Genomic DNA, 13,544 nt, shown 5'->3' with positions numbered 1-13,544 from the left:
CTCGGGCTCACTCCAACGTGATGTTGCGCGTCTCGCGCATGCACAACACGGCGATCAGGCTCACAGCCGCCGCCGCCGACACATAGCCGCCGACCCACGTCAGTCCGCCGCGATTGGCGAGCAATTGCGCGATGTATGGCGCCACCGACGCGCCCAGAATCCCGCCCAGGTTGTACGCGACGCCCGCGCCGGTGTAGCGCACGTTGGTCGGGAAGAGTTCGGGCAGGAGCGCGCCCATCGGTGCGAAGGTGACGCCCATCAGGAACAGCTCGATCGTCAGAAACAGCGCGACCTGGACTGTGTCGCCGCTGCCGAGAAGCGGGGCCATCGCGAAGCCGGAGAGAATCGCCAGCAGGCAACCGACGATCAGCACCGGCCTGCGCCCGAAGCGGTCGCTCGCGATCGCGGAAATCGGCGTGGCGATCGCCATGAACAGCACGGCGAAGCACAGCAGGCCGAGGAACGTCTCGCGTGCGAAATGCAGCTTGGCGACGCCGTAGGACAGCGAAAACACCGTGGAGATATAGAAGAGCGTGTAGCAGACGACCATCGCGAACGCGCCGAGCAGCGTCGGCACGAGATGGCTGCCGAGCAGGGTCGCGATCGGCACTTTCACGCGCTCCTCGCGCTCGATAGCCGTGCGAAACGCGGGCGTCTCGGCGATCTTCAGGCGCACGTAAAGGCCGAGCGCGACCAGCACCGCGCTCACGATGAACGGCACGCGCCAGCCCCAGCTGCGGAATTGCTCGTCGGAGAGCGAGAGCGCGAGACCGAAGAAGAGGCCGTTCGACGCGAGAAAGCCGATCGACGGTCCAAGCTGCGGAAACATGCCGAAAAGGCCGCGCTTGCCCTTCGGCGCGTATTCGGTCGCGAGCAGCGCCGCGCCGCCCCATTCGCCGCCGAGTCCGATGCCCTGGCCGAAACGCAGAATGCACAGGAGGATGGGCGCCGCGCTGCCGATCGAATCGTAGCCGGGCACGAAGCCGATGAGCGTCGTCGAAACGCCCATCACGAGCAGCGAGGCGACGAGCGTCGACTTGCGGCCGATGCGATCGCCGAAATGACCGAACAGGAACGAGCCGATGGGACGCGCGACGAACGCGATGCCGAAGGTGACGAACGCCGAGAGCGCCTGCGCGGCGGGCGAGTCGTGCGGGAAGAATACCGGTCCGATGACGAGCGCGGCGGCGGTCGCGTAGACGTAGAAGTCGTAGAACTCGATCGCGGTGCCGATGAAGCTCGCGAAAATCACGCGAGAAGCGCTTTGGGCTCCGTCGCCGGGCTTTGCGGCGGAAAGCGAGGGTGAGGCCATGTTGTCTCCGTTGTCGTGTTGCTTTGGTGCAAGGCATTGTCGCGCGCATCGCCGGGCAAGAGCGATCGAAATGACGAACGGTGTCGCCGTCGACGCGCGTCAGCTTTTTGTAGGGATTGCGATGCAATGGCAGGAAAGCCAGGGTTTGACGGCGCGCGAGTGGCGCGCGGTGTCGCGGCGCAGTCGGGCTGCGCCCGGGCGCTTCGTCCGACGCGCGGGGTGAGCGCGAGGCGAAGGCCACACCGGAAGCGGGTCCGGCCGGGGTGCCAAAAATTATAACGAGCGTGCGGACGGAGCGCCAATCAATCGATGGCCGTGGCCTGCGGCGAGTGCGAGGTTTGTAGCTGGAACTGGCCGTTGTCGTTGAACATCCAGCCTTCGAAAAGCTCCAGTTGACCCTTGCCGTTCAAAAGACGCGCAGGCGGCGCGGGCAGCGGCGATGCGCGGCGCAGAGAGGCGAGCGCGGTGGCTTCGGCTTCGTCATCGCCATTGGTGCGATACACCGACGATTCGACCAGCCGCCCGCCGCGGTCCACCGTGAACGACACGAGCACGAACGAGCGCAGCATCGCTTGCGGCGTGCCCTTCAGCACGAGCGACGGATTGCGCTCGAAGATGCGCTGCGCGATGCGCGCCTTGTAATCGTCGAGAGTTTGGCCGGAGACGGCCGGCGCGGGCGCGCGCGCGGCCACCACGCTCGGCGGTGGCGTGATCGTGCAGGCGCACATCGTCAACGCGAGGAAGAGCGCAAAGGCGGCACAGCAGGAACGTGGCGCGGACATCGCAGGCAAAAGCGAAATTGGCGTTACTTCAATGGTAGTCGCTGCAAAGTGGGCGAGCGCAACGGATTCGTGCGCTTGCACACGCGCGGGCGCGAGACTTGCTGCCGATGCTTTCATTCAAAAGCACTCAAGGAGGGCGCCATGAACACTGAGACGAATCGTCCCGAAGACGGAAAGACTGCCGACCACAGCGACAACGAGAAAAGCAAGCTGCCGGAGCGCGATGACGAAAACCGCAAGCAAGGCCCGAACGACCGCCCGGGCAAGCAATCGGGCGAGGGCGAGGCGCCGGTAGGCTGAGCCGCGCGCGGCGTGTGCGGCATCGACGAGCCGGTGTTACTGTGGAAAGGGGATGTCCCCGGTTTTTCGGGAGAATGCCATGTCACGCAAGAACCATCCTGCACCGTCGGGCGCGCCCGCACGGGAACGGCAGCCGGCTTCCGCGGCGGATTCCAAGGGCGAATCGAAGCGCGCCGCGCCCAAACCCGACGCGGCCAAAGCGGAGCCTGTTCCGCACGTTCGGCCGCCCGTCAGATCCGACGATAATTGAGGTTATCGTGTCGATTACTCGGTGTAGGGCTTGACGAGTTCCGCGCAGCGAATCGGCGCGGTTGAGCGGACTGCGCCGGATTCGGCCGCGCGCGTCTCCACGCAGCGGAAAAGGCTATTGTTTTTCTGAAGCACGAAGGTGTCTTCGGGCAGGCCGGAGCTGCGCGCGGCTACGCTCGTCACCGCGACGATTCCATATCCGTTTTGGATCAGGTCGAAGAGTGTTGCCTCTGTTGCACGCCATTGCGCGTTGGGCTGCGGCTGGGCATGCGCCGACAGGCTCACGGCGGCGACGCAGCCGAAGAGGATGGGCATGATGCGGCCTGGCTTCATGGGTGATTCTCCGCGTTGTTATCGATGAGGCGGTTAGAGGGCGTTACGGCCGTCGTGTTCACATCGATTTTTCGCAGGGGCGTGATCGTGCAGGGAAAGGGCGAAAAAACGGCCTCGCGAGTTGCGAGGCCCAAGTCCAGTCTTCCCATTGAAGGCCTCCTTCGAATCGAGCATGGGGGAAACTCGGAAGGAGGCAAGGAGAAGATACTTGGCTCGCGACGCGATGCCTACGTGTTTTGTCTGAAAGTGCGGGTGCTTTCGGTTTTGATAAGGATTTCGAATTGACGAGCTAGAAGGTTGAATAGTGCGCCGCCATTGCTGCCGAGGCAGTCGGCACATGATGGTTTGGCGATTTGACACGATCGCCGTTGCGCTCAGTGCTTCGCTGTTCGACGACACGGCGTTTGAACGTGTGCTTAACGTGTCACGGTGAAGGGTCAAAGTCGTCGAAAAATCGAAGAACGAATGAAAAAGCCCCGTGAGCATTTGAAATGCTACGAGGCTTTATTCATTCTGGCGGAGGCGGTGAGATTCGAACTCACGGAAGGATCGCTCCTTCGCCGGTTTTCAAGACCGGTGCCTTAAACCGCTCGGCCACACCTCCAGCAAGGCGCGTATTGTAGCGCAAAGTCATCGCGGCGCAGGAACGCTCAGCCTTCGAGCGACTTCGTCGCCCTGAGCGCGGGGAAAAGGCGCATCCAAAAAAGCGCGACGATGATCGTGCCGACCCCGCCGATCAGCACCGCCGGCACCGCGCCGAAGAGCCCCGCCGTCATCCCTGACTCAAACTCGCCGAGCTGATTCGACGTGCCGATGAACAGCGAATTGATCGCGCCGACGCGTCCGCGCATCTCATCGGGCGTCTGCAATTGCACGAGCGACATACGCACGACCACGCTGATCACGTCCGACGCCCCGAGCGCCGCGAGCGCGACCAGCGACACATAGATATTGTGCGACAGCCCGAACACGATCGTCGCAATACCGAACGCGACCACGCCGCCGAAAAGCGCAGTGCCCGCGCGCTGCCGCAACGGAAAATGCGCGAGCCAGATCGATCCGGCGAGCGCGCCGGCTGCGGGCGCGGCCCGCAGAATCCCGAGTCCCCACGGCCCCGTGTGCAGGATGTCGTGTGCATAAACAGGCAAGAGCGCGGTCGCGCCGCCGAGCAGCACCGCGAAGAGATCGAGCGACAGCGCGCCGAGGATCACAGGCTTGCTGCGGATGAATCCGATGCCCGAAAAAAGCGCCTCGAACGACAACGGCGCGCGCATGCGCACGGCTTCGTCGATCCTGATCGCGGCCACCGCGCAGGCCGCCACGAGGAACGCGACGCTCACCGCGCCGTACACGGTCAACGTGCCGAGCCCGTACAGCACGCCGCCCATCGCGGGTCCGAGGATCTGCGCGGTCTGATTCGCGGAGGTCGACCACGCGCTGGCGTGCTGCAACTGATTGCGTGCGACGAGATTGGGCAGGAGCGCGGCCATCGACGGCGATTCGAACGCGCGCGCCGCGCCGGTGATGGCGGCGATCGCGTAGATCGGCGCGACGTCGTGCCATCCGTGCCAAGCGCCCAGACAAAGCACGAGGGCGGCGACGCCCTCGATCGACTGGCACACATACGCGATCACGCGCCTGTCGTAACGATCCGCGACGTGCCCGACGACGAGCGTCAGCACGAACATCGGCAGAAATTGCGCGAGCCCGACGAGACCGAGCGCGTAGGCGCTATGCGTGATCGAATAGACCTGCCATCCGATCGCGACCGACATCATCTGGAACGCCACCGACGACATCACGCGCGCGCTCCAGAAGAGCGCAAACGGGCGATGCCGCATCACCGAGTCCGGCGCCATCGTCGGCGCGCTCAATTTTGCGGATCCTTCAAGAACAGCTCCTGCAGATCGTTGAGAAAGCGCTGGCCGAGCTCAGTGGGCGCAATGCGTTCGATGTCGCGCGTGATGAGCCCGCGCTTCTCCGCCTCGACGAGCGCGGGCTCGATCGCGGACAGCGCCAACCCCGTGCGCTCGACGAACGAATGCACCGGAAAGCCTTCGGCGAGACGCAGCGTGTTCAGCATGAACTCGAAGGGCAGGTCGCGCGGCCCGACTTCGCGTTCCTCCTGAATCGCGGTTTCCGTGGGCGAGAGCGCCTGATCCATGTAAGTCGCGGGATGCTTGAAGCGCGCCTGGCGCAGAATCTTCGACGGAAACGACAGCTTCGTATGCGCGCCCGCGCCGATGCCGAGGTAATCGCCGAAGCGCCAGTAGTTCAGGTTGTGCCGGCTCTGGCGATGCGGCTTCGCATACGCCGAAACTTCATAGTGCGCGTAACCGGCGTCGCGCGTGCGCTCGTGAATCCAGTCCTGCATGTCGGCGGATGCGTCGTCGTCGGGGAGCGCGGGCGGGTATTTGGCGAAGAGCGTGTTCGGCTCCATCGTCAGGTGATACAGCGACAGATGCGGCGGCGCGAAGGATAGGGCAGTCTCGATATCGTGCCGGCACTCGTCGAGCGATTGCTGCGGCAGCGCGAACATCAGGTCGAGGTTGAAGTTATCGAAGTGCTTCGCGGCGGCTTCGACGGCTTTTCTCGCCTGCGTCGCATCGTGAATGCGGCCGAGCGCCTTCAGATGCGCCTCGTTGAAACTTTGAATGCCGACCGACAAGCGATTCACGCCGCTCGCCCGGAACGACGCGAACTTGGCCGCCTCGAACGTGCCGGGATTGGCTTCGAGCGTGATTTCGGCGTCGGCGTCGATGGGAAGCAGCGCGCGCGCATCGGAAAGAAGGCGGTCCAGCCCTTTCGCCGACAGGAGCGATGGCGTGCCGCCGCCAATGAAGATCGTATGCACCTGCCGTCCCCACACGAGCGGCAACGCGCGTTCGAGATCGGCGCGCAATGCGTCGAGATAACGTTCCTCGGGGAACGTGTCGTCCTTCGATTCGTGCGAGTTGAAGTCGCAGTACGGACACTTGCGCACGCACCAAGGGAAATGCACGTACAGCGAGAGCGGCGGCAGCGACGTCAGCCGAATGCTCCCCGGCGACGTGAAAGCCTGCACGACGTTGATGGTTTTCGGCCCGGCGCTCACGCAAGTTCCTTCAGTCGTTGCAACAGCTCACGCAGCGCGAGCGCGCGATGGCTCAGCGCGTTCTTGCGCGCGGGATCGAGTTCGGCGGCGGTCGCGCCGAGCGTCGGCAGAAAGAAGTGCGGATCGTAGCCGAAGCCGTGCGCGCCGCGCGGCGCATCGATCACTTCGCCGTGCCAGCGGCCTTCCGCGATGAGCGGCTCGGGATCGTCGGCGTGACGCACGAGCACGAGCACGCAGAAGTAGTACGCGCGGCGATCGGCCTGACCGGCGAGATCGGCGACGAGGCGCGCGTTGTTCGCGGCGTCGCTCTTTGCGCCACCGTTCATCGACGCATAACGCGCCGAATACACGCCCGGCGCGCCGTTCAGCGCGCGCACGCAGAGACCCGAATCGTCGGCGAGGGCGGGCAGGCCGGTGAGCGTTGCGGCATGCCGCGCCTTCGCCAGCGCGTTTTCGACGAAGGTCGCATGGGGCTCGGGCGCTTCGGGCACGCCGAGCTCGCCCTGGGCGATCAACTCGATGCCCGCCGCGTCCAGCAGCGCCGCGAATTCGCGCAGCTTGCCCGCATTGTTCGATGCGAGCACGACGCGGCTAAGACCATTGACATCAGACACCGTGAATCCCCAATGCTTCCTTCTGCTTCAGAATGAGCGCCCTGATGCCACTGTCGGCCAGCCCGATCAACTGGTTCATCTCGTCGCGCGTGAACGGCGCGCCTTCGGCCGTGCCCTGCACTTCGACGAAACCGCCCGCGCCGGTCATCACGACGTTCATGTCGGTATCGCATTGCGAGTCTTCGTCGTAGTCGAGATCGAGCACGGGCGCGCCTTCGAAGACGCCGACCGAAATCGCCGCGACGAAGTCCTTCACCGGCGACTTCGCGATCTTGCCTGACGCCAGCAGCTTGCTCACCGCATCGTGCGCGGCGACGAACGCGCCCGTGATGCTCGCCGTGCGCGTGCCGCCATCGGCCTGAATGACGTCGCAATCTACGTGCAGCGTGCGCGCGCCGAGCGCGTTGAGGTCGAACACCGAGCGCAGCGCGCGGCCGATCAGCCGCTGAATCTCCTGTGTGCGGCCCGTCTGCTTGCCGCGCGCGGCTTCGCGGTCGTTGCGCGTGTGCGTCGCGCGCGGCAGCATGCCGTATTCGGCGGTCAGCCAGCCTTGCTCGCGTCCGCGCAGAAATTCGGGTACGCGCTCGGCGATGCTCGCCGTGCAGATCACCTTGGTATCGCCGAATTCGACGAGCACCGAGCCTTCCGCGTGCTTCGTGTAATGCCGCGTGATGCGCACGTCGCGCAACTGATTCGCGCGACGGCCGCTCGGGCGCGGAGGAGAAGGCTTGAGCAGAAGAGAGTCGGTCATGGGTGTCGAAAGAAGAGAGTGGAACCAGCAAACTCAGCGATTTTATCGTCATTCACCTGCAGGCGTTGCCCGCGTCACGCTCGCCGGCCCAACGTCCGGGCGGGCTTCGCGGCAAAAATGGGATAATGCGGATTCCTCGCCCGGCGGCCCAACGCAGGCCACTCAAAGGCACTTTCGACAGCGCCGGGCGTTTCGTATCGAACGGGTCTTCGCAACGAAGGCTCTCAATCGCGAGACGTACCATGATCTACAGCATGACAGGCTATGCCAGCGCGACGCGCGAAGTCGTCGCGGATGGCGCGGGACCCAATGGCGCCGGCGGTTCGGGCGTCGGTGTATCGGTGGAATTGCGCACGGTGAATTCGCGCTTTCTCGACCTGAATTTCCGCATGCCCGAAGACGTGCGCGCGACCGAGCCGCAATTGCGCGAAATGCTGATGGCGAGGCTCTCGCGCGGCAAAGTCGATATCCGTATCAATCTGAATCGCGTCGAGCAGACGGCGAACGCGGGCGCGCTCAATCGCGAAGCGCTCAAGCAACTCGCTACGCTAGAGCGCGCCGTGCTCGACATCTTCCCCGACGCCGAGCGCATGCGCACCGGCGAAATCCTGCGCTGGCCCGGCGTGCTCGCGGAAGGCTCGGTGTCGCAGGAAACGCTGCGTGAAGCCGTGCTCGCGTGCGGCAAGCAGGCCATCGCCGATCTCATCGAAGTGCGCGCGCGCGAAGGCGCGGCGCTCGGCAAAGTGCTGATCGACAACGTAACGGAGATGGAAACGATCGTCGCGCGCATCACGCCGCTCGTGCCCGAACTCATCGCGAAGCATCAGCAGAAGATCGTCGAGCGTCTGCAAGACGCGCTCGGCATCGCGACCAACGAGGGCGGCGCGACAGTGACGACGAGCGTGCCGCGCGAGGAAATCGCCGAGCGCATTCGCCAGGAAGTGACGATGTACGGCATCCGCATCGACATCGCGGAAGAATTGCAGCGTCTCACCGCGCATCTGAACGAAACGCGCCACGTGCTGCAAAAAGGCGGCAAGGTCGGCAAGCGCCTCGACTTCATGATGCAGGAGCTGAATCGCGAAGCGAACACGCTCGGCTCGAAGGCCGCCGCGAAGGAACTCGCCGATGCCTCGATGACGCTCAAGCTGCTCATCGAGCAAATGCGCGAGCAAGTACAGAATCTGGAGTAACGCGACATCATGCCGAATACCACGCACCGCTCGCACAGCCACTACACGGGCATCTATCCCGGCAACCTGTTCATGGTCGTCGCGCCCTCGGGCGCGGGCAAGTCCACGCTCGTGAACGCGCTGCTCGCCGAGGATCGGGACATTCTCCTGTCGGTTTCGTACACGACGCGTGAAGCGCGTTCGAAGGAAACCAACGGCTTGCAGTATCACTTCGTGTCCGTCGATGAATTCATGGAGCGACGCGAGAAAGGCGAATTCCTCGAAAGCGCCGAAGTGCACGGCAACTACTACGCCACGTCGAAGCTGTGGATCGCCGAGCAAATGAAGCAGGGCCATGACGTGCTGCTGGAAATCGACTGGCAGGGCGCGCAGCAGGTGAAGAAGCAGTTCCGCAACGCGGTGGAAATTTTCATTCTGCCGCCGTCGCTCGACGCGCTCGAAGATCGCCTCAAGAAACGCGGCCAGGATTCCGAAAAAGTGATCGTGCGGCGTTTGCTCGCGGCCGGTAGCGAGATGGCGCATGCATCGGAAGCGGAGTACGTCCTCATCAACGAGAACTTCGATCGCGCGCTCAACGAACTGCGCTGTCTCGTCGCCGCGACGCGCCTGCGCTTCACGTCGCAATACGCGCGCAACACGCAGCTTTTCGTGGACCTCGGCATCCACTCCACGCCGCAAGCGTGACACACCGCGGTGGCCGGGTCGATCGGTCACATAAGGTAGAATAAAACCCATATTCCGAAGGAAACAAACATGGCCCGCATCACCGTCGAAGACTGCCTGAAACAAATCCCGAATCGCTTCGAGCTCGCGCTTGCGGCAACGTATCGCGCGCGCCAGCTCGCGCAGGGCCACACGCCGAAAATCGAGAGCCGCGACAAGCCGACCGTCGTCGCGCTGCGCGAGATCGCCTCGGGCCAGGTTGGCATCGAAATGCTGAAGAAGGTGCCCGTCTAAGGGCCGCAGTTCTACACGGTTTCATTTTTTGCGACCGACCACCAAGCGCGTCACGTCACCACGGAGGGGAAGATGAGTCAGACACCGTTGCCCATCTCCACCACCGTGGACCCCGACATCGAAATCGACGCCGATTCGGTGCTCGATGCCGAAAAGCCGCACGCGGCGCGCAAGTACATCGATGCGGTTCTCGAACAGTCTTTCCGCCATCTGTTCGGTCCGACCGCCACGCCGGAGCAACCGCGCAAGCACGACGTCGTTTCCATCGCGAAACTGACCAACGAGCTCGCGAGTTACATCACTCCGGAAGAGATCAAGGAAGTCAAGGCGGCTTTCCACTTCAGCGACGAAGCGCATCTCGGGCAGTATCGCCAGAGCGGCGAGCCGTACATCACGCATCCGGTCGCGGTGGCGGAAATCTGCGCGAGCTGGAAGCTCGACGCGCAATCGATCATGGCGGCGCTGCTGCATGACGTGATCGAAGACCAAGGCGTGACCAAAACCGAGATCGCGGAGCGTTTCGGCGCGAAGGTCGCGGAACTGGTCGACGGCTTGTCCAAGCTGGACAAGATGGAATTCCGCAATCGCGAGGAAGCGCAGGCGGAAAACTTCCGCAAGATGTTGCTCGCGATGGCGCGCGACGTGCGCGTGATTCTCGTCAAGCTCGCCGACCGGCTGCACAACATGCGCACGCTCGGCGCGGTGCCGCCGGAAAAACGCCGGCGCGTCGCGCGCGAGACGCTGGACATCTACGCGCCGATCGCGCATCGGCTCGGCCTGAACAATACCTATCGCGAACTGCAGGATCTTTCCTTCGCGAACTTCAATCCGACCCGTTACGCGACGCTCGAAAAAGCGGTCAAGGCGGCGCGCGGCAATCGGCGTGAGGTGGTCGGGAAGATTCTCGAAGCGGTGCAGCGCACCATCGCGGATGCGAAGATCAACGCCGAAGTCACCGGCCGCGAGAAAACGATCTTCAGCATCTACAAGAAGATGCGCGACAAGCAGTTGTCGTTCTCGCAAGTGCTCGACGTGTACGGTTTTCGCGTCGTCGTCGAGAGCGCGCTGGAGTGCTATACGTGCATCGGCGCGCTGCATGCGCTCTACAAGCCCGTGCCGGGCAAGTTCAAGGATTACATCGCCATTCCGAAAGTGAACGGCTATCAGTCCTTGCACACCACGCTGGTCGGCCCGTTCGGCGCGCCGATCGAGTTCCAGATCCGCACGCGCAAGATGCACGAGATCGCCGAAGCCGGCGTCGCGGCGCACTGGCTGTACAAGAACGGCGGCGCGGACCTGAACGACGTGCAAAAGCGCGCGCATCAATGGCTCAAGTCGTTGCTGGATATTCAAAGCGAAGCGGGCGATTCGAGCGAATTCCTCGAACACGTCAAGATCGACCTGTTCCCGGACGCCGTCTACGTATTCACGCCGAAGTCGAAGATCATGCCGCTGCCGCGCGGCGCGACTGCGCTCGACTTCGCGTATTCGATCCACAGCGACCTGGGCAACCAGTGCGTCGCGGTGAAGATCAACAACGAGCTTCTGCCGCTGCGCACGGAGCTGAAGAGCGGCGATATCGTCGAGGTGATCACCGCGCCGTATTCGAAGCCGAATCCCGCGTGGCTCGGCTTCGTGCGCACCGGCAAGGCGCGCTCGGCCATCCGTCACTATCTGAAGACGATGCGCCTGAACGAGTCCGTCCAGTTGGGCGAGCGACTCGTCGATCAGTGTCTCAAGGGTTACGGTCTCGCGCTGTCGGATGTCACGCCGGAAGCGTGGGAAAAGCTCGTGCTCTGGACCGGCAACAAAACGCGGCAGGAAATCTTCGCCGATATCGGTCTCGGCCGGCGCGTGGCGGCGGTCATGGCCAAGCGCATCGAAGTGCTGATGAACGGCCTTGCCGACGACGAGGATCATCCGCATCGCGAGCATCACAACACGAATACCGCGCCGCCGGTCGTCATCACGGGCACGGAAGGCATGTCGGTGCAGTTGTCGCCGTGCTGCCGCCCGATTCCCGGCGACGACATCATGGGCTACATCGGCATCGGGCTCGGCATGGCGATCCACACGACCGAATGCCGCGTGGCGCAGCGCATCCATCGGCGCGATCCCGGCCGCTGGATCGACGTCGCGTGGGCGCCGCAGCCGGGACGTCTCTTCGATGTCGCCGTGAAGGTGCTCGTGAAGAACACGAAGGGCGTGTTCGCGCGCGTCGCGGCGGATATCACGTCGGCGGACGCGAACATTGTGCATATCGCGATGGACGAAGACGTGTCGCAGGAAGCGAAGATGCTGCGCTTCGTCATCCAGGTGAGCGACCGCGTGCATCTGGCGAACGTCATGCGCCGCGTGCGCACCAATCCGGATGTGATGCGCATCGCGCGCGAACGTCCGAGCGACGAACCGCATCACCGCAATCAGGACGGCGGCATGCGCATCGACCGCGAGCGCGCCGACTACTGACGCGGTGCGGGTACGTGACGTGCATGCCTGTCGTCGTTCGACGAACAGGAGAGAGCGCCGCAATGAACACTTCCGATCTCGAAAGCGCCACGCTCGACTATTGGGTCGCGCGCGGGCTGCACGAATTCATCCGAGAAATTCACTTCACCGATAGCGGAGAGACGCTTGCCATTCGCGGAAACGATCGCGGCAAGCCCTGGGACGGGCGTTTCTTGCCGTCGACGTCGTGGGAGGCGGCAGCCGTCGTTCTGGAGCGGGCCTGCAGGCTCGAAATGCAGGATCACGGGCGCGGCGAGGTGGTCTGCACGGTGACTTTCGACAAGGCCGGCAAGCCCGTCGAAGGGCGCGGCGCGTCGCTGCGCATCGCCTTGTTGCGCGCGTTCGTGCGGCACGCGTTCGGCGATACCGTCGACGACGAATTCCCGCGCCGCTCTCAGACTTTGCTGGGAGCGCGAGCGGAGGCGATCGGGGAGTCGAGTGCCGTGGTGTCGGTGGAGGACGTGCCGAGGCCAAACCTGGGTATCGGCGATATCGGCTCGGCGCCACGTCAATAGACCGCGCCGGGATTCGCGACAAACAAAAAGGGCCTTCCGTATGGAAGGCCCTTCGAAAGATGGTGCGGCTGGCAGGATTCGAACCCACGACCCCTTGGTTCGTAGCCAAGTACTCTATCCAACTGAGCTACAGCCGCACGCAGAAGCGGAATTATAGCCAAGCCTATTCCGAAAAGGAAGGGGTTCTGGCCGACTTGTCGAATTTTCTATCGACCGGCCTCCGGCGAAAGAAGGCCTCGGCGTGGTAAGTTGATGTTTCGAAAGCAAGTACTTTCCAGAAATTCGACATCAATCGGCATCGATCAGCATCATGAACAAGGCATTTGTCAAAGAGTCGGACGACACCGACGACGACCTCGAACTCGGCCAGCCGGACGTCCCGGCGGGCACGAAGAACTACATCACGCCTCAGGGCCACCAGCGGCTGCGTGACGAACTGCTCCAGCTTCTGGATACGGATCGCCCGGAAGTGGTCAGGCTCGTCTCGTGGGCCGCTTCGAACGGCGACCGCTCCGAGAACGGCGACTATATCTACGGCAAGCGGCGGCTGCGCGAGATCGACCGGCGCATACGTTTTCTTGGCAAGCGCCTGGATCTCGCGGAAGTGGTGGACAGCAGCAAGCAGGAGAACGTCGATCAGGTGTTCTTCGGCGCGACCGTGGACTACGCGGGCGACGACGGCGATGTGAAGACAGTGACGATCGTCGGTGTCGACGAGGTCGATCTGGATCGCGGCTACGTGAGCTGGATCTCGCCGGTCGCGCGCGCGCTCCTGAAGGCGAAGATCGGTGATACGGTCGCGCTGCACACGCCAGCGGGCGTGCAGCAGATCGACATCGTGGACGTGCGATATCCGCATTGAACGTTCGGCGTCAAGCGCCGCACGAACGCAAAAAAGCCGCTCCGGAGAGCGGCCTTTCTACGGCAAGACTGCCC

The 13,544-nt window shown here is 63.6% G+C and carries 14 protein-coding genes and 2 tRNA genes; 7 read left to right on the top strand and 9 right to left on the bottom strand.

Features of this window, described 5'->3' with window-relative positions; genetic code table 11:
• Positions 1 to 7 precede the first annotated feature (7 nt).
• Complete coding sequence (locus AWB82_RS12440; RefSeq protein WP_086967438.1) at positions 8 to 1,312, bottom strand: MFS transporter; 1,305 nt, start codon at positions 1,310 to 1,312, stop codon at positions 8 to 10.
• Positions 1,313 to 1,614: 302 nt separating this feature from the next.
• The gene (locus AWB82_RS12435; protein WP_086967467.1) at positions 1,615 to 2,094 is read right to left on the bottom strand and encodes a TonB family protein; all 480 of its coding nucleotides are present in this window, start codon (positions 2,092 to 2,094) and stop codon (positions 1,615 to 1,617) included.
• 141 nt (positions 2,095 to 2,235) lie between these two features.
• Between AWB82_RS12435 and AWB82_RS37940 the strand changes: the two genes are divergently transcribed.
• Positions 2,236 to 2,394: a hypothetical protein gene (locus tag AWB82_RS37940; RefSeq protein ID WP_200818089.1), complete on the top strand. Its 159-nt coding sequence runs from the start codon at positions 2,236 to 2,238 to the stop codon at positions 2,392 to 2,394.
• Between the two features lie 264 nt (positions 2,395 to 2,658).
• Here AWB82_RS37940 and AWB82_RS12430 read toward each other — a convergent pair whose 3' ends face one another.
• The 6 genes from AWB82_RS12430 to rph all read right to left on the bottom strand — a co-directional run bounded on the left by AWB82_RS12430 (position 2,659) and on the right by rph (position 7,435).
• Positions 2,659 to 2,976 carry a hypothetical protein gene (locus AWB82_RS12430; protein WP_086967437.1) on the bottom strand — a complete coding sequence of 106 codons (318 nt, stop codon included), beginning with the start codon at positions 2,974 to 2,976 and terminating at the stop codon, positions 2,659 to 2,661.
• Between the two features lie 514 nt (positions 2,977 to 3,490).
• A tRNA-Ser gene (locus tag AWB82_RS12425) sits at positions 3,491 to 3,580 on the bottom strand.
• 46 nt (positions 3,581 to 3,626) lie between these two features.
• Complete coding sequence (locus AWB82_RS12420; RefSeq protein ID WP_200818091.1) at positions 3,627 to 4,835, bottom strand: MFS transporter; 1,209 nt, start codon at positions 4,833 to 4,835, stop codon at positions 3,627 to 3,629.
• A gap of 11 nt (positions 4,836 to 4,846) precedes the next feature.
• Positions 4,847 to 6,070 carry a radical SAM family heme chaperone HemW gene (hemW, locus tag AWB82_RS12415; RefSeq protein WP_086967435.1) on the bottom strand — a complete coding sequence of 408 codons (1,224 nt, stop codon included), beginning with the start codon at positions 6,068 to 6,070 and terminating at the stop codon, positions 4,847 to 4,849.
• On the bottom strand, positions 6,067 to 6,684 hold the full coding sequence (gene rdgB, locus AWB82_RS12410) for an RdgB/HAM1 family non-canonical purine NTP pyrophosphatase (protein WP_086967434.1): 618 nt from the start codon (positions 6,682 to 6,684) through the stop codon (positions 6,067 to 6,069). The genes hemW and rdgB overlap by 4 nt, the downstream gene beginning before the upstream one ends.
• Entirely contained in the window at positions 6,677 to 7,435 is a 759-nt protein-coding gene (gene rph / locus AWB82_RS12405) for a ribonuclease PH (RefSeq protein WP_086967433.1), read from the bottom strand. Before rph ends, rdgB begins: the two co-directional genes overlap by 8 nt.
• Before the next feature lie 242 nt (positions 7,436 to 7,677).
• On the opposite strand from rph, the gene AWB82_RS12400 reads away from it, so the two are divergent.
• The 5 genes from AWB82_RS12400 (at position 7,678) to AWB82_RS12380 (ending at position 12,608) form a co-directional block, all read left to right on the top strand.
• A complete protein-coding gene (locus AWB82_RS12400) occupies positions 7,678 to 8,628 on the top strand; it encodes a YicC/YloC family endoribonuclease (RefSeq protein WP_086967432.1) in 951 nt (316 codons plus the stop codon).
• Between the two features lie 9 nt (positions 8,629 to 8,637).
• Positions 8,638 to 9,312: a guanylate kinase gene (gmk, locus tag AWB82_RS12395; protein WP_086967431.1), complete on the top strand. Its 675-nt coding sequence runs from the start codon at positions 8,638 to 8,640 to the stop codon at positions 9,310 to 9,312.
• Between the two features lie 69 nt (positions 9,313 to 9,381).
• Positions 9,382 to 9,585, top strand: a complete 204-nt coding sequence (gene rpoZ / locus AWB82_RS12390) for a DNA-directed RNA polymerase subunit omega (protein WP_050456014.1) — start codon at positions 9,382 to 9,384, stop codon at positions 9,583 to 9,585.
• Positions 9,586 to 9,657: 72 nt separating this feature from the next.
• Positions 9,658 to 12,054 (top strand): RelA/SpoT family protein, encoded by a 2,397-nt coding sequence (locus AWB82_RS12385; RefSeq protein ID WP_086967430.1) that lies wholly within the window; start codon positions 9,658 to 9,660, stop codon positions 12,052 to 12,054.
• A gap of 62 nt (positions 12,055 to 12,116) precedes the next feature.
• Positions 12,117 to 12,608, top strand: coding sequence for a phage protein NinX family protein (locus AWB82_RS12380; protein ID WP_086967429.1), 492 nt, complete (start codon positions 12,117 to 12,119; stop codon positions 12,606 to 12,608).
• A gap of 60 nt (positions 12,609 to 12,668) precedes the next feature.
• Here AWB82_RS12380 and AWB82_RS12375 read toward each other — a convergent pair.
• Positions 12,669 to 12,745 (bottom strand) — tRNA-Arg (locus tag AWB82_RS12375).
• Positions 12,746 to 12,918: 173 nt separating this feature from the next.
• Here AWB82_RS12375 and greB point away from each other — a divergent pair.
• Positions 12,919 to 13,470: a transcription elongation factor GreB gene (greB, locus tag AWB82_RS12370; RefSeq protein WP_086967428.1), complete on the top strand. Its 552-nt coding sequence runs from the start codon at positions 12,919 to 12,921 to the stop codon at positions 13,468 to 13,470.
• Positions 13,471 to 13,544 lie beyond the last annotated feature (74 nt).

Origin of the sequence: Caballeronia glebae (assembly GCF_001545035.1) — a bacterium.
Classification (GTDB): Bacteria; Pseudomonadota; Gammaproteobacteria; order Burkholderiales; family Burkholderiaceae; genus Caballeronia; species Caballeronia glebae.
This window is presented reverse-complemented; position numbering and strand designations above follow the sequence as displayed.

Coding starts and splice junctions, on each gene's coding strand:
- AWB82_RS12440 (WP_086967438.1), bottom strand. CDS start 1,312: ATGGCCTCACCCTCGCTTTCCGCCGCAAAGCCCGGCGACGGAGCCCAA.
- AWB82_RS12435 (WP_086967467.1), bottom strand. CDS start 2,094: ATGTCCGCGCCACGTTCCTGCTGTGCCGCCTTTGCGCTCTTCCTCGCG.
- AWB82_RS37940 (WP_200818089.1), top strand. CDS start 2,236: ATGAACACTGAGACGAATCGTCCCGAAGACGGAAAGACTGCCGACCAC.
- AWB82_RS12430 (WP_086967437.1), bottom strand. CDS start 2,976: ATGAAGCCAGGCCGCATCATGCCCATCCTCTTCGGCTGCGTCGCCGCC.
- AWB82_RS12420 (WP_200818091.1), bottom strand. CDS start 4,835: ATGGCGCCGGACTCGGTGATGCGGCATCGCCCGTTTGCGCTCTTCTGG.
- rph (WP_086967433.1), bottom strand. CDS start 7,435: ATGACCGACTCTCTTCTGCTCAAGCCTTCTCCTCCGCGCCCGAGCGGC.
- AWB82_RS12400 (WP_086967432.1), top strand. CDS start 7,678: ATGATCTACAGCATGACAGGCTATGCCAGCGCGACGCGCGAAGTCGTC.
- gmk (WP_086967431.1), top strand. CDS start 8,638: ATGCCGAATACCACGCACCGCTCGCACAGCCACTACACGGGCATCTAT.
- rpoZ (WP_050456014.1), top strand. CDS start 9,382: ATGGCCCGCATCACCGTCGAAGACTGCCTGAAACAAATCCCGAATCGC.
- AWB82_RS12385 (WP_086967430.1), top strand. CDS start 9,658: ATGAGTCAGACACCGTTGCCCATCTCCACCACCGTGGACCCCGACATC.
- AWB82_RS12380 (WP_086967429.1), top strand. CDS start 12,117: ATGAACACTTCCGATCTCGAAAGCGCCACGCTCGACTATTGGGTCGCG.
- greB (WP_086967428.1), top strand. CDS start 12,919: ATGAACAAGGCATTTGTCAAAGAGTCGGACGACACCGACGACGACCTC.